The sequence below is a fragment of the Denitrificimonas caeni genome, from assembly GCF_905120345.1.
Taxonomy (GTDB): domain Bacteria; phylum Pseudomonadota; class Gammaproteobacteria; order Pseudomonadales; family Pseudomonadaceae; genus Denitrificimonas; species Denitrificimonas caeni_A.
Window position 1 is genome coordinate 377,923 of record NZ_CAJHOA010000004.1, and the last position, 21,920, is coordinate 399,842.

Below are 21,920 nucleotides of genomic sequence, written 5' to 3' on the forward strand. Positions count from 1 at the left end.
CAAGAATGTCTAAGCCTATTGTTGTATCTTAAAGGATTTACTCTGCATTAGCGTTATTAAGAGCGCATTATCAGGCACAATAGTGACATTACCGTGACTCAATGGAAGGCTTGTGACTGACTCACTCTCACCCTTACAAACACTCTGGCTGTGCGAAACTGTACGTTTACGCGAGGAGCAAACCGGTCTGCTCGAAGACAGCGAGGCCTGTCGCACAGCGCGCGCGACGCCAGGTTCACTGGCTCAACGTCTACAGGTGCGCGGTTTGTTTCTAGCGCAGCGCGATGGCCTTGTTAGCGCGATGCAGCATTGGTTACAAGGTGCTAGGCTCGCAGTATGGTTATTAATCATCAGCGCAATAGTATCCGGTATTATTCTGGCCAAAACAGCACTCAGTGGTGCACCACAAACAATTAATATTTTCTGGGCGCTGGCCGGTCTGATCGGCTTAAATCTACTGAGTTTATTGCTGTGGTGTTTCAGCATGGTATTTTCCCGGCAAGCCAACTCGCCACTCAGTCAAGTCTGGCTATGGCTAAGTAATAAGCTCGCTCGCGATGCGAAGGCGGCACAACTGGCGCCGGCCTTATTGGTGTTACTGCAACGTCATCATCTGCTGCGCTGGGGTTTAGGACGTCTATTACACGGCTGGTGGCTGTTGACCTTATCCAGCGCTTTACTCAGTTTAGTGGCACTGCTAGCGACACGCCGCTATGGCTTTGTTTGGGAGTCGACTATTGTCGCCAGTGATTCTTTTGTACTGCTGGTCAACAGCCTTGGCCGTCCAGCAGCATGGCTCGGCTTTGCCGTGCCAGACAGCGACCTGATCCGCAGCAGTGGTATGAGCGCATTGGCCACGGAACAGGCTCGACATATTTGGGCCAGCTGGTTGCTGGGTACGCTGTTAATCTACGGCATTCTCCCGCGCCTGCTGTGCAGTATGCTCTGCGAATGGCGTTGGCGGCGTGGCATCAAGCGCTTAGAGCTTGATCCTAGCGATCCACTCTGGCAAGTTTTCCAGCAACGCGTGCAACCCAGTAGCGAACGCTTAGGCATTATCGATGCGGCACCGGACAAGCTGCCCAGCAGCGCGATAGGCTCACAATTAAGCGGGCAAGCAGCGCTGCTCCTCGCGATTGAATTGGATGACAGTATCAGCTGGCCGCCAGAGCATCCAGCCACGGTGCTGGACGCAGGGATTATCGACAGCCGTGAGCAACGCCAGCAAATCCTTGAGCAGCTGACGGCCAATCCGCCGGCGCGCCTGTTAATTGCCTGCAATCCGCAACGCTCAGCTGACCGCGGCACCCTGCATTTAATCGCGGAGTTATCGCGCACAGCAGCACAAACGCGAATGTGGCTACTGCCAACTGAGGTGACTGTTGAACGTTTAAACGACTGGCAAGAACAACTGGATAAATTAAAATTGACGCACAGTCGTTCCGCCCCCTGGGCGTGGTTGGAGCATGGCGATGAGTGAACAATCCGTACCGTTAAAACTCGCGGTAGTCGGCCACACTAATGTGGGCAAAACCTCATTACTGCGCACCTTAACCCGTGATGTCGGTTTTGGTGCGGTCTCACATCGCCCCAGCACCACTCAACATGTGGAAGGCGTGCGCTTATCCGTCGATGGCGAAGCCTTGATTGAACTCTATGACACACCCGGCTTTGAAGATGCTGTGGCGCTGTATGAGTATATTGAACAACTTGGACAAGCCGGTGAGCGTCTCGATGGCCCAGAGCAGGTACAGCGCTTTCTTAACAGTAGCGAAGCTCGACAACGTTTTGAGCAAGAAGCCAAAGTACTCCGCCAATTACTGCAGTCCGATGCGGGCCTTTATGTGATTGATGCGCGTGAGCCAGTCTTGGCCAAGTACCGCGATGAGTTAGCCATTCTAAGCATGTGTGGCAAGCCGATCTTGCCTGTTTTAAACTTTGTTAATGCTGTTGAGCAACGCGAATCACTCTGGCGTGACATGCTCGCGCGTATCGGTCTGCATGCCGTTGTGCGTTTTGACAGTGTCGCGCCGCCACAGGATGGCGAGCAGCGCTTGTATGAAAACCTAGGCCTCGTCCTCGACAGTCAGCGTCCACGCCTGCAACGTTTAATTGACTACAACCTAGCGCAAGTACAGCTGCGCCGTCGCGCAGGTTACCGTTTAATTGCCGAATTACTGATTGATGTCAGCGCCTGCCGACGCAGCGTGCACCCTACTCAGCTCAGTACGGCCATCGAAAGCCTGCATCAGGATGTGCGCCAGCGTGAACAGCTCTGTGTTGAGGCATTATTAAAGCTGTATGCCTTTCGTAAAGATGATGCCAAAGCCAATGCTCTACCGCTTGAAGAAGGCCGCTGGGGTGATGATTTATTTAACCCCGCCACCATGAAGCAAGTCGGCGTGAAAGTCGGCGGCGGGATGGCCGCGGGAGCCGCCACAGGTGTCGGTATTGATCTACTCACCGGCGGTTTAAGTTTAGGGATGGCGACAGTGGTGGGTGCCGCAGTTGGCGGCCTCACCCAGACCTTTCGTAACTATGGCGAGCGCTTAAAAGGTAAATGGCGCGGCGAACGTGAGCTGACGGTGAATGACAGCACCTTACGTTTGTTGGCAATTCGTCAGCAGCGCTTGCTCAACGCTTTAGAACTGCGTGGACATGCCGCACAACAACGCATTCAAATGAATACACCGCTAGAGCAACAATGGCGTGAAGGTGAATTGGCACAACCTTTAATAACCGCGCGAGCCTACCCTGCTTGGTCCAGTTTAAATGGCCACAAAATACGCCACACCCCAGAGCGCACAGAGGTAATTGAGCGTCTAGCGGCCAGCTTAGCTAACCCAGCGCCAACCAATAAGACCTCTTGAAGAGCAGCACAACACTGCTCTTCAAGAGGTTCAATACCTGACGAAGATTTAGTCAGGCTCGCCCATTTGCGTTTGCAAATAATTCTGAATGCCAACTTTTTCAATCAGACCCAGTTCAGTTTCTAACTGGTCAATATGCTCTTCTTCATCATCGAGAATTTTTCTGAATAAATCACGAGTGACGTAATCTTGCACGGTCTCACAATAGGCAATGGCTGCCTGTAAATCTGCACGGGCAATATGCTCTAAAGCTAAATCGCTAGCGAGCATTTCTTGGGTGTTTTCACCGATATGCAGCTTGCCAAGATCTTGTAGATTAGGCAGTCCCTCAAGGAATAAAATACGTTCGATCAGGGTGTCTGCATGACGCATTTCCTCAATCGACTCATTATATTCCCACTTGGCGAGCGCTTTTAAGCCCCAGTCTTTATACATACGTGCATGTAGAAAGTACTGATTAATGGCTACCAACTCATTACCGAGAATACGGTTTAGGTGCTCAATTACTTTACTATCGCCTTTCATATTTGCCGCCCTCATCAATACGAATGATGAACACAGCATAGCAGACTCAATTCAGGCAGCTATAGCAAGACTGATTAAAAGCCACGCAATTAGATACAACGCTCTTAGATAGCGTAAGCCAAATCCTCGGCAGAGGCGATTAGGGTGTCTTTAATGGCATGTTGAGTGATGGTTTTCGCTGAGCAGGCACATTTACCGCACTGCGTGCCGCAACCCGTAACCTCACGAACCTCACGCCAACTGCGTGCCCCATCTTCAACCACTTGACGTATTTTGTGGTCGGTAACACCTTTGCATAAACAGATATACATAGACAGACCCAAGCAAGTAAAACAATTACATTGAATGCTAATGATTCTCATCAATAATTGCAAGTATCAACTTGAATTTTTATTTGCCGGCTTCTCAGCTTAGATAAGCAAGCTAAAACCCTCTCGACACAAGAGCCATCCACGTATGCTGTATAACCCCGCTGAGCCAGTACATACGTGGAGGGGCGGACAGCGTTATTTCTGCAGCATCGCCACAGCACCTAAGAGCATCTGCTCAGTCTTAGCCCAGCCTAAGCAACCATCAGTAATGGAAACGCCATATTGTAAGTTATCGCCGAGTGCTTGCTGGCCATCCATTAAATTACTTTCCAGCATCACTGCGCGCAAACTGCACTCACCCGCGGCCCGTTGGCTCAATACCGACTGTAAAACCTGCGGTTGCAACTGCGGGTTTTTAGCACTGTTAGCATGGCTGCAATCCACCATTAACGAAGCCTCTAAACCGACCTTGCGCATTGCCGCACAAGCCTGTGCAATACTCTGCGCGTCATAATTTGGACCCTGATGACCGCCACGCAAAACTAAATGAGTATCTGGATTACCTTGTGTTTCCACCAACGCTGCGCGCCCTTGCGCATCCAAACCAAAGTGCTGATGAGCATGTGCGGCTGAGCGCATCGCATCGAGGGCAATACCGACACTGCCGTCTGTACCGTTCTTGAAGCCCACTGGCAGTGTTAAACCGCTGACCATTTCCCGGTGAATTTGTGATTCACTGGTACGCGCACCAATTGCCGCCCAGCTTAATACATCATCAAAATAGCTCGCGGCTAACGGTTGTAATAGCTCAGTGGCCACCGGTAAATTCAGCTCTAACATCTGCAACATCAACTGCCGAGATAACTGCAAGCCCTGCGCCATATCGGCGCTGCCATCTAGATGCGGATCATACAACAGCCCTTTCCAACCCACGGTGGTACGCGGCTTCTCAATATAAATGCGCATGGCTAACAGCATGTGTTCAGAAACCTGACTAGATAAATCGGCCAAGCGCTGCGCATACTCATGCGCTTCATCAATATTATGGATCGAGCAGGGGCCAATTACGACCAAGAGACGGGAGTCCTCACCGTTTAAAATGGCTCGTACTTGCTCGCGCTGCTGCTGTACACGCTGTGCTAATGCAGCGCTTAAAGGCAGTTGCTGACGCAGTTCTTGCGGGCTGGCCAGCACGCGTGTTTTGCGACTCGGAGAATTCAAGACGGTCACCTGCGCTGATTCTAAAGTTGCGCTGTGCTGATCGAATGCCAGAGCTGTATTTAAAGCGTTCATATATTTTTTGTCCTTACCTGTGCGACTGTCGCGCCACAGGCTTTATCGAGAAAGTCGTCTTAAACAATGAGGTAATGCCAGCTTGTGGTTGCTAAATCGCCAGCTCAAATCATCAAAACGCTCTGGATAAACTGCATACATTGCCATGTTCCTATCCTCTTAACTGATTAAAACTTAAATTCTAAAAACAAAAAACCCCGGGTGGGAAGCCAACCGGGGTTTATCTAAAGCAGTGGTAGGCGACCCGTTAAAAGAGGCCCGCCTGTATGAGTATCAGGCGCGCCTTTGGCTAAACCAATACCCATAAAAATAATACGCAACAGAGTTGTTCAGTGAACGCACACAGTTAAGCAATACAGCATAGGGCTGTACGACTAACTTCATTTTAATCCTGCGATTCAACATAACCATCTCCAATCAATGCTATTAACATACGGCATGCGTATTCACAGTGCAACCTCGCTTAACGGTCCAAGCGGTAAATTTTATCGCCATTTAAGCTGCGACTCCAGGGTAAACCTGAGTTCTGCCAACCGTTTTGCAAACGCATACCGGTTTGCGGGCCTTCGCTGAGGGCATCACCTTGGAAGCCATGAACAATAAAGCGCGCGTTGGCTAAACCTGCCTCGCGCAACACAACCGCACTAGGCTCACCGCGCTCACTGCCAGAGCGGCACATCGTGATCACTTCAGTGTTGTCATCCCAACCACGCTTTGCCAGTTCGGCTTTAACTTGCGCAACAAACTCAGGATTACGCTGCATAGGGAAGATATTGCGTTCAGCATTCCATTGGGTACGATCGGCCGTCATAAAGGGAATATTGATATCCACCGCATCCGTAAAACCAACAAACATAATTTCGACGGGATCACGCACGTCTACCAACAACAGTGGCTGCGCAGTTTGTTGAGTTTTCGCATAGGCCTCTTCAGCACTGATGGCCAGCTCCACCGCCTGTACAGAGCACATAGCGAGGGACAACAGCACACCGCTGATTAAACTTTTTACACGAGTCATACGCCAGCTCTCTTTATTAAGTTGATATCAATATAATACACAACTATAGATTAATTACAGCTATTGATCAGCCATGCGCCACTATGCCTTGGCCTACGCGCTTAATCACGCAAACTGAGTACCGTCCAACCACGCTGCTCAGCCAGTTCACGCAAGGTATCATCAGGGTCAACAGCCACTGGGTGGCTGACTTGTTCAAGCAGGGGTAAGTCGTTGTACGAATCACTGTAAAAGTAGCTCTCGCCGAGGGTGGCTTGATGTTCGGTCAACCAAGCATTTAAGCGAGTAATTTTACCCGCCTGAAAACTAGGGACATCCACCAACTCACCGGTGTACTGCCCATTCTGCATACCGCACTCAGTCGCAATTAAATGCTCCACACCTAAACGCTGAGCAATTGGCGCGGTAATAAAACGGTTGGTCGCGGTAATAATCAGCAGCAGATCACCCGCTGCACGGTGCTTGGCTAACAGCGCTTCACCTTTGGCAAGGATCATCGGCTCAATGCAATCGCGCATAAAGTCAGCATGCCACTCATCCAACTGCGCTTTGTCGGTACGTCCAAGGATTTCTTGGCAGAAGTTTTGATAGGCCAAAACATCCAACTTACCCGCAACATAGTCCGCATAAAAACCATCATTTTTGGCTCGATAAGCGTCAGCATCGACCAAACCACGCGCGCATAAATACTCGCCCCACTGGTGATCGCTATCACCGGCTAATAAGGTGTTATCCAAATCAAAAATAGCCAATCGCACGGCAAATACCCTAATCAATGATAAAAAGAACGCCCAGCATAACGATTTTCTCCGCGCCTGCCCATTCAGGCAGTAAAGCGCGTTGCCGCCCTTGCGCGCTTTGTGGAACAATGGCATAAGACTTTGAGTTTTGAGTAAAGGATGCGGGCATGATTGATTCAGATGGGTTTCGTCCGAACGTCGGCATCATCCTGACTAATGACCACGGACAAGTGCTTTGGGCACGACGTGTTAACCAAGATGCCTGGCAGTTTCCACAAGGCGGTATTAACCCGCATGAAAGTGCCGAAGAGGCTCTATACCGTGAACTGCACGAAGAAATTGGTTTACAGGCACATGATGTCGAAATTCTAGCTTGTACCCGAGGTTGGTTGCGTTACCGCCTACCGCAACGTTTAGTGCGTACCCACAGTCAACCACTGTGTATTGGTCAGAAACAAAAATGGTTTTTGTTGCGTTTGCGCAGTAATGACGAGCAAGTGCGCATGGATCTAACGGAAAAACCTGAATTTGATGGTTGGCGCTGGGTCAGTTATTGGTACCCTTTGGGGCAAGTGGTTGCATTTAAACGTGATGTGTATCGGCGAGCTTTAAAAGAGCTGGCTTATCAACTCCCTATTCGAGATTAACCTTAAGTTGTCAGACTCGACTCGCACCGACAGTAGCATGCTAAATATGCTGCGTACGATCTCACAAGAAGTCAACGTCGCAAAGGATTTGCCGGCGGCGCTAGCGATTATCGTCAAACAAGTGCGAGTGGCGATGAACAGCCATGTCTGCTCAGTCTACCTCTATGAGGCCGATCGCGATCGTTACGTGTTGATGGCCACTGAAGGCCTAAATAAACGTGCGGTCGGTAAGGTCAGCATGGCCGCGCATGAAGGCTTAGTCGGCTTAGTCGGTAGTCGTGCAGAAACCATCACCCTCGAAGATGCGATGAGTCATCCACGCTTTTTATACTTTGCCGAGACGGGTGAAGAACGTTACGCCTCTTTTTTAGGCACGCCAATTATTCACCACCGCCAAGTGCTTGGCGTCTTAGTGGTGCAACAAAAAGAGCGTCGTCAGTTTGATGAAGGCGATGAAGCGTTTCTCGTCACCATGAGCGCACAGCTGTCAGGGGTGATTGCCCACGCTGAAGCCACAGGCTCAATTCGCGGCTTAGGTAAGCAAGGTAAAGGCATCCAAGAAGCACGTTTTATTGGTGTTCCAGGTGCGCCAGGCGCAGCATTGGGAACCGCAGTGGTGGTACTGCCGGTAGCGGATCTAGATGTGGTACCGGATAAAATCACCACTGATATTCCTGAACAACTGGAGTTATTCGCCTTGGCGCTAGAATCAGTTCGCGCTGATATTCGCAGCTTATCGGCGCGCTTAGCCAAGCAATTACGCCCACAAGAACGCGCATTGTTTGATGTGTATTTAATGATGCTCGAACATACCGCGCTGGCGGGCGATGTGATTCGCGTGATTCGCACTGGGCAATGGGCGCAAGGGGCTTTGCGTCAAGTTGTCAGTGAACATGTGCAACGCTTTGAGCATATGAATGATGACTACCTGCGTGAGCGTGCCTCAGATGTTAAGGATTTAGGTCGGCGTTTGCTGTCATATTTACAGCAAGCACAGCAGCAAGCCTTAATCTATCCCGATAACACGATCTTAGTCAGTGAAGAACTCTCACCGGCGATGCTTGGTGCAGTACCTGCAGAGAAGTTGGTCGGTTTGGTTTCAGTGCTGGGTTCACGCAATTCACATGTAGCTATTTTAGCCCGGGCGATGGGCATTCCCACTGTGGTCGCCGCGGTTGATTTACCCTACACCCGTCTCGATGGTATTGAACTGATTCTCGATGGTTATCACGGCGATGTATTTACCAACCCTAGCGCTTTGCTGCGCCAGCAATACGCTGAGGTGGTTGAAGAAGAGCGCTTAATCAGTAAAGACTTAGACAGCTTACGCAGCTTACCTTGCGTCACGTTAGACGGTCATCACCTGCCCTTGTGGGTCAATACCGGCTTGCTCGCAGATGTTAAACGCGCGCAACAACGTGGCGCTGAAGGGGTGGGACTGTATCGCTCAGAAGTGGCCTTTATGGGCTCTTCACGCTTCCCCAGTGAAAGCGAGCAAGTACAGATGTACCGTGAACAACTAGAAGCCTTCCATCCTCTGCCCGTGACCATGCGCACCTTAGATATTGGTGGTGATAAACCGCTGAGCTATTTTCCCATTAAAGAAAGTAACCCCTATTTGGGTTGGCGTGGGATTCGTATCACACTGGATCACCCAGAGATTTTCTTAGTACAAGTGCGAGCGATGATTAAAGCCAGCGCTGGCTTAAACAATCTACGTATTTTGTTGCCGATGATCTCTGGGGTACACGAATTAGATGATGCCCAACATTTGATTCATCGTGCTTGGGGCGAGCTGACCAGCGAAGGTCTCGACGTAGAGATGCCGCAAATTGGCGTAATGATTGAAGTACCATCGGCAGTCTACCAAGCCCGAGAATTGGCACATATGGCCGATTTCATCTCTGTGGGCTCTAACGATTTAACTCAGTATTTACTGGCGGTAGATCGCAACAATGCTCGCGTCGCGGCCTTATATGACTATTTACACCCTGCTGTCTTAATGGCCCTTAAACAAGTGGTCAGCGCCGCGCATGCAGAAGGCAAGCAAGTCAGTATTTGTGGGGAAATGGCCGGTGACCCAGTGGCTGCTGTTTTGCTACTAGCCATGGGTTTTGACAGTTTATCGATGAACTCTACGCACTTACCAAAAGTAAAGTGGCTGCTGCGCAAAATGACGCTACAGCACGCGCAAGCCTTGCTCTGTGAAGTATCAGCGATGGATAATCCGCAAATGATCCATAGCACACTGAATTTAGCATTAGGTAATTTAGGCTTAAGTAAAGTGCTGAACCCAGCCTCCAGCGTGCAAACTTAGCACTGCGCAACTTTCTTTAGCTGCAGTGCAGGACCACCGACTCACATATCTACAAGTTTAAGGCCGGCACTGAACCGACCTTAAACGATGCTGCTTCAGTTTATTCGCCGCGGTTTGCAGCCTGTGCTGCTTCGATCAGGTCAGGACCAATGTCTTGTTCAAACGTCGACCAAGCGGGACGTACTGCTTCACGCCATGCGCTGCGTTGTTCGCTGGTGAGTGAAATGATCTGGCTTTTACCCGAATCAATAATCGCCTGTTTAGCTTCGGCATTGAGTGCTTCAGCTTGCTGATTCACGTGCACTGTCACCTCGGCAATAATGCTTTCCAGCTCACTACGAATATCCGCCGGTAACGCATGCCAAAACTTAGTATTCGTAATCAGCAGGTAGTTACCCACCGCATGATTGGACTCTGTCATGTACTTTTGTACTTCATGATATTTTTGGCTGTAAATATTCGACCAAGGGTTATCTTGTGCGCTAACTACGCCGGATTGTAAGCCTTGATAAATCTCGGAAAAAGCCATTTTCCGAGGCACTGCGCGTAACACACTGTATTGCGCAGCTTGCAGGTCAGATGGCTGAACACGGAATTTTTGGCCGCGCGCATCAGCAGGGTTTACCAATGCTTTATTCGCGGTGAACTGGCGCATGCCATTCAGCCAATAAGCCAGACCGGTGATCCCTTTAGGTTCCATCGAGGTGAGCAATGACTTGCCTTGAGGTGAGTTTTGAAAGCGCTGAGCCGCTGCCACATCGTCAAATAGGAACATCAAATCAAACAACTGCAATTGTTTGGTGTACTGCTCCAGCTTGGACGGTGCCGGTGCTAACATTTGCACATCACCCAACAGTAGCGCTTCCATTTCTTTGCCATCGCCAAACAACGACGAGTTGGCATACACCACCACTTTAACCTTATCGGCTAAGCGCTCATCAACCAGCTTCTGAAACAACAGCGCACCTTGTCCTTTTGGTGTGCTATCAGCAGTAATGTGCGAAAACTTAATAATGATAGGCTCGGCCGCTTGAACACAAACGGCTGCGCTCAACACTAAGCTGGCGAATAAACCTTTAAGCAGATGGGATCCGGTAAACTTATGCATAAGATGAGTCCTTATTATTGTTGTCAAAACAAAACAGTTAGCACTGATTTGGTTTTTCGACTCTACCTTGTGCATGTAAAGCACGACATTCACATTTTAAAAAGCATCGGTTCGACTTTTACGAAGGCTGGTCTGCCAAACTGATCGATGCTGGCAATAAGTGCTCTAACATTTGCCGAGCTGGCAACGACAGCATTTCTAGATTGCGCACAGCAATGTACAGCTCGCGTTGCGCCCATAAATCCGTCAAAGGGATGCTCTGTAACCCTAAACTTGGCAAATAACTACGCACGGCACGCTCAGGTAGCACCCCGATACCCATACCACGCGCAATCATTTGGCCAATGGCTTCAAAACTGCGTACCTGAATCCGTAAGCGCAAGTGACTGCCCTGCTCCGCAGCGGTCTGCTGCAACAATCGGTGCAGAGAAGCATCCTGACTCAAGCCAATAAAGTCATAATCCATACAGTCGGCTAGAGCAAGGCTGCTCGCCTCTGCCAGCGGATGACCCTGGCTGGTAACAAGCACCAACTGGTCACAGCGATAGGGAAATACCGCCAATCCCTCTACGGTCTGAGTTCCAGCAAAAATACCGATATCGGTCAGACCTTCAGCAACCGCGCGCACAATATCCGAGCTGAATTGCTCTTGCAGATCAATTTTTACTTGCGGATGCAGAGCAACAAAGGCACTGAGATCATCTGGCAAAAACTGAATCACCGACGAGGTATTGGCATGAATCCGCACGTGCCCTTTAATCCCAGCGCTAAACTCACTGAGTTCGGCGGTCAGTTGAGAGAGGTTGTCCATCATTTTACGAGCGTGGTACAGCAAGGCGTGTCCAGCAGGGGTGAGTTCCACCCCCTTGGCTTGTCGATACAACAAGATACTGCCCAGTTGCGCCTCTAGGTCACTAATACGTTTGCTCACCGCAGCTAAGGCTAAATGTTCACGCTCAGCAGCTTTGGTAAGACTACGCTCGGCGGCAACCGCAACAAACAGCTTGAGGGTGATGAAATTAATTTGGCGCATAGTAACGGTATGACTCCCCAAAAGGCGTTAAGAAAAAGCTCAGGTAAATACTTGTCTATTTATTACAGTAAAACAGTTACACCTTCGCATAATACGAAGCAATTCTTAAGCATTAGCCAATTGCTCTGCTTGCTGAGCGCAGCCATGCTGTAACGCAAATAGACAGAACCCGTGAGGCCTTTTATGACCACAAGCACAATCCACCCGATGGCCTTAGACGGCTTAAAAGTCCTTGAAATGGGCCAACTCATTGCCGGTCCCTTTGCCAGTAAATTGCTCGGTGAATTTGGCGCTGAAGTGATCAAAATTGAACCACCCAAGATCGGTGACCCCCTGCGTAAATGGCGCAAGCTGAAAGACGGCACCTCCTTATGGTGGCATGTCCAGTCACGCAATAAGCAATCGCTTACTCTGAATCTAAAAGATGCCGAAGGCCAAGCCATTGTTCGTCAGCTTATTGCCGAAACCGATATTCTTATTGAGAATTTTCGTCCCGGTACGCTTGAAGCTTGGGGTCTTGGCTGGGAAGAGCTATCAGCAATTAATCCACAATTGATCATGTTACGTATTTCTGGTTACGGCCAAACAGGACCATACCGCGATCTACCTGGGTTTGGGGTGATTGGCGAAGCCATGGGTGGTTTGCGCTACTTAACAGGTCATCCCGGTCAAGCTCCGGTTCGAGTCGGGGTTAGCCTAGGCGACTCATTGTCGGCACTCTACGGTGTGATTGGCGTGCTGTTAGCTTTGCAAGAACGCCAGCGCAGTGGTGAAGGGCAAATGATTGATGTGGCGTTGTATGAATCAGTATTTGCCATGATGGAAAGTTTAATTCCTGAGTACAGCACCTATGGTCATATACGCGAGCCAGCAGGCAGTGCCTTACCTGGAATAACGCCGTCCAATTCCTATCTATGCCAAGATGGACAATACGTGTTGATTGCCGGTAACGGTGACAGTATTTATAAGCGTTTGATGACGGTCATTGGGCGCCCCGACTTGGCCGAGAATCCGCAGTTGGCGCATAACGATGGTCGCAGCCAACAGGCAGAGTTAATTGATGCAGCAATTAGCGCATGGACACAAAACCACAATCGCGCACAGGTTTTGAGTGTCTTGCAAGAGGCCGATGTCCCAGCGGGCTTCCCTTATACGGCTGCCGACATTGTGCAAGACCCACACTACCAAGCCAGACAGATGCTGGAAATAGTACAGACCAGTGCCGGCGCGCTGCAGGTACCCGCAGTGTTACCGAAATTGAGTCGCACGCCGGGACGCATTGGTCAAGGCGGGCCAACGCTGGGAGAGCACTCGAATGATGTATTGGCCGGTTTAGGTCTAAGTCCAGAGCAAATTCAAGGCTTACGTGAGCGAGGAGTCATCTAATGTCTGATCGAGTTTATATTCAAGAAGTTGCACTGCGTGATGGCTTACAAAATGAAGCGCTGTTTATCCCAACGGCCGACAAAGTAGCGCTGGTCAATGCGCTAAGTCTATCCGGCGTCAGTAAGATTGAAGTGACCTCATTTACCTCGCCAAAAGCCATCCCTAGCTTGCGCGATGCCGAGCAACTGATGCAATCGCTGCAGCGCAATCCACACGTGTGCTACAGCGCGCTAGTACCCAATGTGCGTGGTGCAGAGCGCGCTTTAACCTGTGCTGTAGATGAAATGAATTTAGTCCTGTCCGCTAGCGACAGCCATGGATTGGCTAATTTACGGATGACCGCCGCGCAATCACTGATTCAGTTTGCGGAGATTGTGCAGCTGTCTCAAGGTCATTCTGTGCGGCTCAATGCGTCGATTTCCACTGCTTTTGGTTGCCCCTTTAGCGGTGCAGTGGCTGATGTGCAACTGATGCGTCTGATTGAGCAATTACTCGATTTAGGCTTAGATGGCATTACCCTGTGTGATACCACTGGCATGGCTGACCCCGCGCAAGTCGCCCAACTCTGCCAACAAGTATTGCAACGCTGGCCAGAGGTACCTTTTACTTTGCACTTTCATGACACCCGCGGCATGGGCTTAGCCAATGCTTTAAGCGCGTGGCAGGTTGGGGTGCGCTATTTTGATGCGTCTTTAGGCGGACTCGGCGGCTGCCCCTATGCACCAGGCGCCAGCGGCAACATATGCACAGAAGATTTGGTGCATATGTTGCAACGGATGGGTATCGATACGGGTGTTAACTTGGCTGCACTACTGGACGCTGCGTCAACCTTACCGGAATTACTGCAACATCCGGTACCCAGTGCGCTCTTAAAAGCTGGGGTTGCCGATCGTCGCTACCCCTTACCCAAAGCAGCGCAAGCTAAGTCATGAAGTAAGCCATTCACTAACTAATAGTTAACCTGCACAGCAATAAAACCGCAGTGCTTGCTCCGTTAAGAAGCATGAACTGCGGCCATAAGCGTTACTAATAAGCTGGATGACAGCGCGATCTATTCACTCAGCTTGGCGACTAGTTCAACGCGCGCATGACCTAAAAAATGCCCATCGGCGGCATAACTGCGCTCATCCAATGACATCCGGCCATCCTCATAACCACGCAATAAACTGATGGCGCGAGTGCCGTAGGTTTCCCCACGAATAAATAGACTCGAGAGCATGCGCTCCATGGGCAAGCCCACACCAGTATCCGGCAGTTGATCATCCTCGGCACGCTGTTCATCCTGCATCAACTCAAACAAAGTTTGATCGGACGCCTCTAAGTTGTGCGCAAAAGCACTGCGGGCACGGACTAATTTAGGCCAAGGGGTATCTAAACTGCCATTGCATAAGCCATATACGCCAGGACTTAAACGTATCGGGCGCGGTTGCGTAGAGCTTAAATACCAAATTGACTGTAAATCACCAACCAATAAGTTAAAGCCACTGTACTGGTGAATATTGGCGGCAACTGTTTGTAAATACGCTTGCGGGCTAAGCTGCGAGGCTAAATAGTCACTGGCTAAAGCACCACGCGAGTGCTCGCCCAATGGCAATGATCTATTGCGAATATTAGTTAGGGTGGCAAAGCGACCTTGTTCAGCGATACCAAGCCACGTGCCACCTGCTTCTAAATCGCGTCCAGCATAAATGCCAGGCTGATCTGCCCACGCCGCCAGTGCTGCGCTGGGGCGCGCATGAATTTCATCTCGATTCGCCAGTAATAACAACGGTTGGCGATGCTCAGGCCGCCAGGCAAAGACCACTAAACACATAGTTCACTCAATATCAGATAGGTAGCGTACTTGAATACAGCAGAGCTGTTGCTTAATCAACAGTGCAGGCTTCAACCAGCAGCACAGTCCCTTGCTGACCCAGCACTCGAACCCGTTGTCCGGCGGGCAAACTCGGGCCATTGACGAGCCAGTAACTGTCACCCGCTTTTATTTTGCCACGTCCGCCGTTAATCGCTTCCTGCAGTAAAAACTCACCGCCAATGAGTTCACTACCGCGCTGATTTAAACGCGGTCCAGCTGCGGCCGGCTGTTTGCGCAAGCGTCGCCACCAAACCCAAGCGGTGACCAATGATAACAACGCAAAAGCGGTGAACTGCCAAGCCCAAGTCAACTCAGGAAAAATCAGCAGCAGCACGCCAACCAAGGCGGCTGCAGTACCAAACCACAAAAAACAGCCTGCTGTGCCAAACACCTCAACAATTAGCAAGAGCGCGGCAAAGGCTAACCAATCCCAAACGGCTAAGTTTTGTAGGTATTCACTCATGCCTTCTTACCGTCAAAAGACGCCTTAACAATTTCACTGATGCCGCCAATAGAACCAATCAACTGGGTGGCTTCTAACGGCATCATAATCACTTTGCTGTTATCGGCTGAGGCAATATTACCCAAGGCTTCAATATATTTTTGCGCAATAAAGTAGTTCACTGCCTGCATGCTGCCACCACTGATAGCTTCAGAGACCATGCGCGTTGCTTCTGCTTCCGCTTGAGCGGCACGCTCACGCGCTTGCGCCTCAAGAAACGCCGCTTCACGTTTACCTTCGGCTTTAAGAATTTGCGATTGTTTCTCGCCTTCTGCAGTCAAAATATCCGCTTGGCGACGTCCTTCCGCTTCTAAAATCGACGCACGCTTTAAGCGTTCGGCCTTCATTTGACTGGCCATCGCTGAGACCAAATCAGCTGGCGGAGTAATATCTTTAATTTCAATGCGGGTGACTTTCACCCCCCAAGGCGCGGTCGCTTGATCAACGGTGTGCAATAAACGTTCATTGATTACATCACGCTGACTGAGCATCTGATCCAGCTCCATTGAGCCTAAGACAGTACGGATATTGGTGATCACTAAGTTTAAAATCGCATACTCCAGATCGCTCACTTCATAGGCCGCCTGCGCGGTATTCACCACTTGGAAAAAACACACGGCATCAATGCGCACGATGGCGTTATCAGCACTGATCGCTTCTTGTGCAGGAATATCCAGCACACGCTCCATCACGCTAATTTTACGGCCCACGGTATCCATCACTGGCACAATAATATTCAAGCCCGGCTTTAAGGTGTCGGTATAACGACCAAAGCGCTCCACCGTCCATTCATAACCCTGTGGCACGACCTTAAAGCCCATGAAAACAACAGCTGCAACCAAGGCCACAAACAAAAATAAAACCAATCCGATATCCATAAAAACTCCATCTCAGCAGCAACATTAAATTTCGATTATAGAGCGCATGCCATAAAAGGCTTGTGTTATTTCTGTTGACTTTGCGGCGTCACTCGAAGAATTTCTTCAATAGTGGTCAACCCTGCAGCAACTTTTTGCGCACCGGACAAACGCAAGCTGCGCATGCCATCGCGAAACGCTTGATTTTTTAGTTGTACTAAATCGCTATCAGCCATAATTAACGGTTTAAGCGCATCGTTGAGTTGCATGATTTCATACACGCCCGCCCGACCACGATAGCCAGTATCACGACACTCTAAACACCCCACTGCCTGCTGTGCACCTTTAGGTAGCGGTGCGCTCCAAGGCTGGGTTAACGCATTCCAATCATCAGCAGATATCTCGACGGGTGCTTTGCAGTGTGGACATAACGTTCGTACTAAACGCTGCGCCATGACACCCAACAAAGTAGCTTTGAGTAAATAGTACGGCACGCCCAGTTCAAGCAAACGGGTAATCGCACTGGGCGCATCATTGGTGTGCAAAGTCGACAGCACTAAGTGCCCAGTCAATGCGGCTTGAATCGCCATTTCCGCCGTTTCTAGATCACGAATTTCTCCGATCATAATAATATCCGGATCTTGGCGCATCAGTGCACGAATACCGCTGGCAAAGTTTAAATCAATATTATGCTGCACCTGCATCTGATTGAAAGACGGCTCAATCATCTCAATCGGATCTTCAATGGTGCAGACATTGACTTGTTCAGTGGCCAACTGTTTTAGGGTGGTATATAAGGTGGTGGTTTTACCTGAGCCAGTCGGTCCGGTGACCAGAATAATACCGTTAGATTGACGGGTCATACTGCGCCAGCGCTGTAAGTCATCAGCAGAAAAGCCCAGTTGATCAAAAGATTTTAATAACACCTCAGGATCAAAAATACGCATCACTAACTTTTCACCAAACGCCGTTGGCATGGTGGAAAGACGCAGCTCAACTTCATTGCCTTCAGGGGTCTTCGTTTTAACTCGGCCGTCTTGTGGCTTGCGCTTCTCCGCAACATTCATTCGCCCCAAGCTTTTTAAACGACTGACCACCGCCATAGTGACTTGTGCAGGGAAGCGATACACCGTATGCAATACCCCATCAATACGAAAGCGCACCGTGCCTTGCTCACGACGCGGCTCAATATGAATATCGCTCGCGCGTTGCTGAAAAGCATATTGGAATAACCAATCGACGATATTAACAATATGCGCATCATTGGCATCTGGCTCTTGATCACTGGACCCTAAATTTAGCAGCTGCTCAAAATTACCCACGCCACTGATAAACTGATCACCGGCCGAGGCACCAGAGACCGAGCGTGCCAGTCGATAAAACTCGGTAGTAAAACGCTGAATATCGACGGGGTTAGCCACCACACGCTTAATCGGCCGGCGCAACACATGGGCTAAGTTGGCTTCCCAGCTGCGCATAAACGGCTGCGCACTGGCAATCGTCACTTCAGTACTGTTAGCAGCAACCGCAAGAATTTTATGGCGTTGAGCAAAGGCGTACGACATCAACGGAGTAATTGCGACCACATCAATTTTCAATGGATCAATCCGTAAATAGGGCTGTTGCGCCCACTCTGCCAACCACAGCGTTAAGCTTTCTAGATCTAACGTACGACCGAGTCGTAAAGCGTCATCCAATTGTTGAGTCGCGATATACTCCAACGGATGCATACTGAGGGTCGCGGCATGCCCACGACGCGCGGCTAAGCAGTGCTCGGCCATATCCTGATCAATGCGCCCCTGCTTAACCAATTCAGCCAAGACTTCATTTAAATCTAGCAAACGTTCAGGCGCAGTTGACGTCATCATTTCTTCCTTGTTCATCTCTTAAATCATCAGCCGCAGGAAATGCATTGCGCGAGTCGCCTGCGGCGCTCATGACTTAAGCTTAACTGCGCAATTGTTTCCATGCATTCAGAGTCAGCACATGACCTAAATGCTCGCGGCGCACCACCAATGCTTCGGCACTTAATGACTGTAAGGCAATGTTGTGCAATTCACGTAAGACACCAAATAAACGATCGCTATCAACCAGTTCAGTCATATGACGCGCTGTCTGCAACCAGACTAACAAGCGCTCAAGACGCGGGGCTTGTTCGGCTAGATCTTCCGGTTGACGCATATAACGATGCACTTGCAACGCCTCTGCTTCGTCTTTTAAGAACTGCAATAACCAATTTTGTAAGGTTGCCGTGCCTTGACGCGTACCGCGTACCGTACGTTTCTTCTGCCACTCTTTATTTTGTAGCCACAGCGCCATTTGCAGAGAAAAAAGCCCCCAACGGGTATGAGTGAGTTCACTAGTAAACTCAAGTGGCGTTGCTTCGCGAACACGTTGATCGTCAGCACCGGCTAGAATACGTACCCGCCAATCATTAATCAGCGCGTCCAACTGCGTACGTAAGGTACTGCTTGTAGCACGCGGCATTGCCTGTCCGAGACTGGTCAATAGCGCACGCAAACCAACCAACTGTTGTAACCATTGCTCCAGTAACTTCCAATGGCCATTAAAGCGGTATTGCTCAGCTAAACGCTGACTGTTACCCAATAACTGCCAAGCAATTGCAGCAAAACCATCATCTAATGGCATCTCAGCGTTTAATTGTGCTGCTTCAGCAGCAACGCTGTAACTATTGGCATCAAATAAACGATAACCACGCTCAGCCTTACTGATATCACACGGCATTAGCGCGACATCAGCAGCTAATTCAAACGCCAATTCAAGCAATGCTGCTGGATCACCTGCACGTAATTCCAGCTCTACTTCACAGATGTCTTCTTGTTGTTGATCGGCAATCACTAGGCCTTGATCCAATGCCACTTCAACCACAGTTTCGACGCCATCACGCAACCAGCGTAACTCTGCAAATTGACGTTTAAAATCAGTACTAAATACCGCTTTCAGTTGTTTTTTATCCAGCTCACGTAAACTGTCTGGCCAACAGGTCTCATCTAAATGGCTGAGCACTAAGCGGTTACTTTTTAACGGCCAATCGAACTCATTACGCTCGGATAATCCAGCGACACTCGCCCCTTTACTTTTCAGGGTTTGGATCAATTGCTCGCCATCACGACGAATGCGTAGTGCGACTTGGCTGTTGGCCAAGGCAAAATCAGCGGTATCGTAATACCGATTAAGCAGTTCACTGGTCTGCCACTGACCCACGCCGCGCGTAGCTAAACTGGGGTGTTCACGCAGCGTAGCAAGGCTTGCAGGGCTGATTCGGAGCTTTATTTCTGTTTCTTTAGCCATGGTATTCTCAATTCAAATTGTTGCTAGTGTATCGCTAGGCTAGTCGAACCCTATGACAGCACCGTATAATCATGGCTGTTATTGGAAACCGAGCGCAGCTCTCTATGTCGATAAACCCGTTTGTTAGTTTGTTTGGTCGTTCGCCCATTGGGCCGATGCAGCAACATATTGCCAAAGCACATGAATGTGCTTCAAATTTGGTGCCTTTTTTCCAAGCTGTCATTGCCGAAGACTGGGCACGCGTTGAGCTTGTGCAGCAAGAGATGTCTCGGCTGGAAAAAGAAGCCGATAAACTCAAGCGCAATGTTCGTATTCACCTGCCAAAAAGTCTATTTTTACCTGTGCCGCGTTCTGACTTACTTGAACTGCTCAGTGTACAGGACAAAGTCGCCAACCGCGCAAAAGACATTGCCGGACTGATGTTGGGTCGGCAAATGGTCATCCCGCAACCATTGCAGCCAATGATTCTGGCCTTTGTTCAGCGTGTTGTTGATGCCAGTGAGCAAGCACTGACCGCAATGAACGAATTGGATGAAATTCTCGAAACAGGTTTTGGTAACCGCGAAGTCAATCGCGTTACCGCCATGATCGAAGTCCTTGAAGACATTGAGCACGATACCGACCGCATGCAAATTGAAGTCCGCCGTACCCTGTTTAAGCTGGAAAGAGAGATGCCACCTGTCGATGTTATGTTTCTCTATACCATCATCGAATGGATTGGTGATGTCGCTGACCGCGCTGAGCGGATCGGCAACCGATTGGAACAATTGCTTGCGCGCTAATCAATAGCGCGCCCCACCTGGAACAAGCGGATTTTTTATGGCTTTTTTAACCGACTACGGCTTCATTCTATTAATGTTGGCCTGTCTTTTTGGTTTCTTTATGGCGTGGGGTGTCGGTGCCAATGACGTTGCTAACGCCATGGGAACCTCTGTTGGCTCAGGCGCTCTGACCATTAAGCAAGCCATTGTTGTCGCGATGGTTTTTGAATTCTGTGGTGCTTATTTAGCCGGTGGTGAAGTTACTGAAACCATCAAAAACGGCATTGTCGATATTGATGTAATGACCGCGGACTTGTTGGTGCTAGGAATGATGTCAGCGCTGCTGGCCGCCGGCACTTGGCTCCTTATTGCGACAAGTAAGGGCTGGCCAGTATCAACAACACACACCATCATTGGTGCAGTGGTTGGCTTTGCCGCCTTTGGTGTGTCATTTGATGCGGTACACTGGAGCGCTATTCTACCTATCACTGCCAGCTGGGTGGTGACACCGTTCCTGTCTGGCGTCTTAGCCTTTGGTTTATTCGTTAGTGTGCAAAAACTGATTATCAATACTGATAATCCTTTTGAAAACGCAAAACGCTATGTGCCTGTTTATATGTTTCTGACCGGCTTTATGGTCGCTTTAATGACTATTTCTAAAGGTCTTAAGCATGTTGGTTTAGAGATTAATAGCGAGCAAAGTGTTCTCCTTGCAGTCGGTATCGGTATTTTAGTGATGCTGTTTGGCATTGTTTTGTTACGTCGTGTCAAAATTGCTCCCGATGCTAACCGCAGTACTTACTTTGCCAGCGTGGAAAAAGTCTTTGCTACCTTGATGATTTTCACCGCCTGCTCGATGGCGTTCGCCCATGGTGCTAACGATGTCGCCAATGCGGTCGGCCCACTCGCGGCAATTGCTGGAGTCATTCAAAGTAATGGCGTTGCTGAGTTGGGTGCTAAATCAGCTGTACCGGCCTGGGTTCTACTCTTGGGCGCCGTCGGTATTGTCATTGGTTTAGCCACTTACGGTTATAAAGTCATTGCTACCGTTGGCCGTGGTATTACCGAACTCACCCCAAGTCGTGGTTTTGCCGCAGAGTTGGCCACCGCCTCGACCGTGGTCGGCGCATCAGCGATTGGTTTACCAGTTTCTACGACGCACACCTTAGTTGGAGCGGTACTCGGTATTGGTTTAGCACGCGGTATCGGTGCACTGAACCTACGGGTGATTGGTTCGATCTTTATGTCGTGGGCGATCACCTTACCGGCCGGTGCCTTCCTCGCTATCGTGTTCTTCAGTATTTTGAAATTGATCTTTCTATAATACTTAGCACTGCGTTTTTTCAGGCACGACGTGATTGCGTATTGTCTGAAAAAACGGCACT

The 21,920-nt window shown here is 49.7% G+C and carries 20 protein-coding genes; 8 read left to right on the forward strand and 12 right to left on the reverse strand.

All coding sequences use genetic code 11. The features are described 5' to 3' along the window. Positions 1 to 112 precede the first annotated feature (112 nt). Positions 113 to 1,480, forward strand: a complete 1,368-nt coding sequence (locus JYJ62_RS09880; protein WP_205342039.1) for a DUF2868 domain-containing protein — start codon at positions 113 to 115, stop codon at positions 1,478 to 1,480. Further along, positions 1,473 to 2,870, forward strand: coding sequence for a DUF3482 domain-containing protein (locus JYJ62_RS09885; RefSeq protein ID WP_205342040.1), 1,398 nt, complete (start codon positions 1,473 to 1,475; stop codon positions 2,868 to 2,870). Before JYJ62_RS09880 ends, JYJ62_RS09885 begins: the two co-directional genes overlap by 8 nt. Before the next feature lie 48 nt (positions 2,871 to 2,918). Here the strand turns inward: JYJ62_RS09885 and bfr are convergent, their stop codons facing one another. The 5 genes from bfr to JYJ62_RS09910 form a co-directional block, all read right to left on the reverse strand. Continuing rightward, positions 2,919 to 3,395 carry a bacterioferritin gene (gene bfr, locus JYJ62_RS09890; protein ID WP_205342041.1) on the reverse strand — a complete coding sequence of 159 codons (477 nt, stop codon included), beginning with the start codon at positions 3,393 to 3,395 and terminating at the stop codon, positions 2,919 to 2,921. A 104-nt stretch (positions 3,396 to 3,499) separates the two neighbouring features. Beyond that, the gene (locus JYJ62_RS09895; RefSeq protein ID WP_205342042.1) at positions 3,500 to 3,706 is read right to left on the reverse strand and encodes a (2Fe-2S)-binding protein; all 207 of its coding nucleotides are present in this window, start codon (positions 3,704 to 3,706) and stop codon (positions 3,500 to 3,502) included. 195 nt (positions 3,707 to 3,901) lie between these two features. Beyond that, a complete protein-coding gene (locus tag JYJ62_RS09900) occupies positions 3,902 to 4,999 on the reverse strand; it encodes a 3-deoxy-7-phosphoheptulonate synthase (protein WP_205342043.1) in 1,098 nt (365 codons plus the stop codon). Positions 5,000 to 5,462: 463 nt separating this feature from the next. Then, on the reverse strand, positions 5,463 to 6,017 hold the full coding sequence (locus JYJ62_RS09905; protein WP_205342044.1) for a rhodanese-like domain-containing protein: 555 nt from the start codon (positions 6,015 to 6,017) through the stop codon (positions 5,463 to 5,465). Positions 6,018 to 6,118: 101 nt separating this feature from the next. After that, positions 6,119 to 6,775 carry an HAD family hydrolase gene (locus JYJ62_RS09910; protein ID WP_205342045.1) on the reverse strand — a complete coding sequence of 219 codons (657 nt, stop codon included), beginning with the start codon at positions 6,773 to 6,775 and terminating at the stop codon, positions 6,119 to 6,121. A gap of 149 nt (positions 6,776 to 6,924) precedes the next feature. Between JYJ62_RS09910 and JYJ62_RS09915 the strand changes: the two genes are divergently transcribed. Together JYJ62_RS09915 and ptsP are read left to right on the forward strand one after the other, a co-directional pair. After that, the gene (locus JYJ62_RS09915; protein ID WP_205342046.1) at positions 6,925 to 7,404 is read left to right on the forward strand and encodes an RNA pyrophosphohydrolase; all 480 of its coding nucleotides are present in this window, start codon (positions 6,925 to 6,927) and stop codon (positions 7,402 to 7,404) included. A gap of 37 nt (positions 7,405 to 7,441) precedes the next feature. After that, complete coding sequence (ptsP, locus tag JYJ62_RS09920; RefSeq protein WP_205342093.1) at positions 7,442 to 9,721, forward strand: phosphoenolpyruvate--protein phosphotransferase; 2,280 nt, start codon at positions 7,442 to 7,444, stop codon at positions 9,719 to 9,721. Between the two features lie 100 nt (positions 9,722 to 9,821). Here ptsP and JYJ62_RS09925 read toward each other — a convergent pair whose 3' ends face one another. Both JYJ62_RS09925 and JYJ62_RS09930 read right to left on the reverse strand, forming a co-directional pair. After that, positions 9,822 to 10,829 carry a DctP family TRAP transporter solute-binding subunit gene (locus tag JYJ62_RS09925; RefSeq protein WP_205342047.1) on the reverse strand — a complete coding sequence of 336 codons (1,008 nt, stop codon included), beginning with the start codon at positions 10,827 to 10,829 and terminating at the stop codon, positions 9,822 to 9,824. A gap of 118 nt (positions 10,830 to 10,947) precedes the next feature. Further along, positions 10,948 to 11,862 carry a LysR family transcriptional regulator gene (locus JYJ62_RS09930; RefSeq protein WP_205342048.1) on the reverse strand — a complete coding sequence of 305 codons (915 nt, stop codon included), beginning with the start codon at positions 11,860 to 11,862 and terminating at the stop codon, positions 10,948 to 10,950. A gap of 183 nt (positions 11,863 to 12,045) precedes the next feature. Between JYJ62_RS09930 and JYJ62_RS09935 the strand changes: the two genes are divergently transcribed. Together JYJ62_RS09935 and JYJ62_RS09940 are read left to right on the forward strand one after the other, a co-directional pair. Then, positions 12,046 to 13,248 carry a CaiB/BaiF CoA transferase family protein gene (locus JYJ62_RS09935; protein WP_232365758.1) on the forward strand — a complete coding sequence of 401 codons (1,203 nt, stop codon included), beginning with the start codon at positions 12,046 to 12,048 and terminating at the stop codon, positions 13,246 to 13,248. Further along, entirely contained in the window at positions 13,248 to 14,180 is a 933-nt protein-coding gene (locus JYJ62_RS09940) for a hydroxymethylglutaryl-CoA lyase (protein ID WP_205342049.1), read from the forward strand. The genes JYJ62_RS09935 and JYJ62_RS09940 overlap by 1 nt, the downstream gene beginning before the upstream one ends. 119 nt (positions 14,181 to 14,299) lie before the next feature. On the opposite strand, the gene JYJ62_RS09945 is transcribed toward JYJ62_RS09940, so the two are convergent. From JYJ62_RS09945 to JYJ62_RS09965, 5 genes are all read right to left on the reverse strand, one after another. Next, positions 14,300 to 15,061, reverse strand: a complete 762-nt coding sequence (locus JYJ62_RS09945; RefSeq protein WP_205342050.1) for an NRDE family protein — start codon at positions 15,059 to 15,061, stop codon at positions 14,300 to 14,302. A gap of 52 nt (positions 15,062 to 15,113) precedes the next feature. After that, complete coding sequence (locus JYJ62_RS09950) at positions 15,114 to 15,566, reverse strand: NfeD family protein (RefSeq protein WP_205342051.1); 453 nt, start codon at positions 15,564 to 15,566, stop codon at positions 15,114 to 15,116. Beyond that, entirely contained in the window at positions 15,563 to 16,483 is a 921-nt protein-coding gene (locus JYJ62_RS09955; protein ID WP_205342052.1) for an SPFH domain-containing protein, read from the reverse strand. The genes JYJ62_RS09950 and JYJ62_RS09955 overlap by 4 nt, the downstream gene beginning before the upstream one ends. 65 nt (positions 16,484 to 16,548) lie before the next feature. Next, positions 16,549 to 18,330: a GspE/PulE family protein gene (locus JYJ62_RS09960; protein WP_420042838.1), complete on the reverse strand. Its 1,782-nt coding sequence runs from the start codon at positions 18,328 to 18,330 to the stop codon at positions 16,549 to 16,551. Positions 18,331 to 18,409: 79 nt separating this feature from the next. Next, positions 18,410 to 19,774 (reverse strand): inorganic triphosphatase, encoded by a 1,365-nt coding sequence (locus JYJ62_RS09965; protein ID WP_205342053.1) that lies wholly within the window; start codon positions 19,772 to 19,774, stop codon positions 18,410 to 18,412. A gap of 104 nt (positions 19,775 to 19,878) precedes the next feature. Here JYJ62_RS09965 and JYJ62_RS09970 point away from each other — a divergent pair, with 104 nt between their 5' ends. After that, complete coding sequence (locus JYJ62_RS09970) at positions 19,879 to 20,556, forward strand: TIGR00153 family protein (protein WP_205342054.1); 678 nt, start codon at positions 19,879 to 19,881, stop codon at positions 20,554 to 20,556. 37 nt (positions 20,557 to 20,593) lie between these two features. Further along, a complete protein-coding gene (locus JYJ62_RS09975) occupies positions 20,594 to 21,859 on the forward strand; it encodes an inorganic phosphate transporter (RefSeq protein WP_205342055.1) in 1,266 nt (421 codons plus the stop codon). Positions 21,860 to 21,920 lie beyond the last annotated feature (61 nt).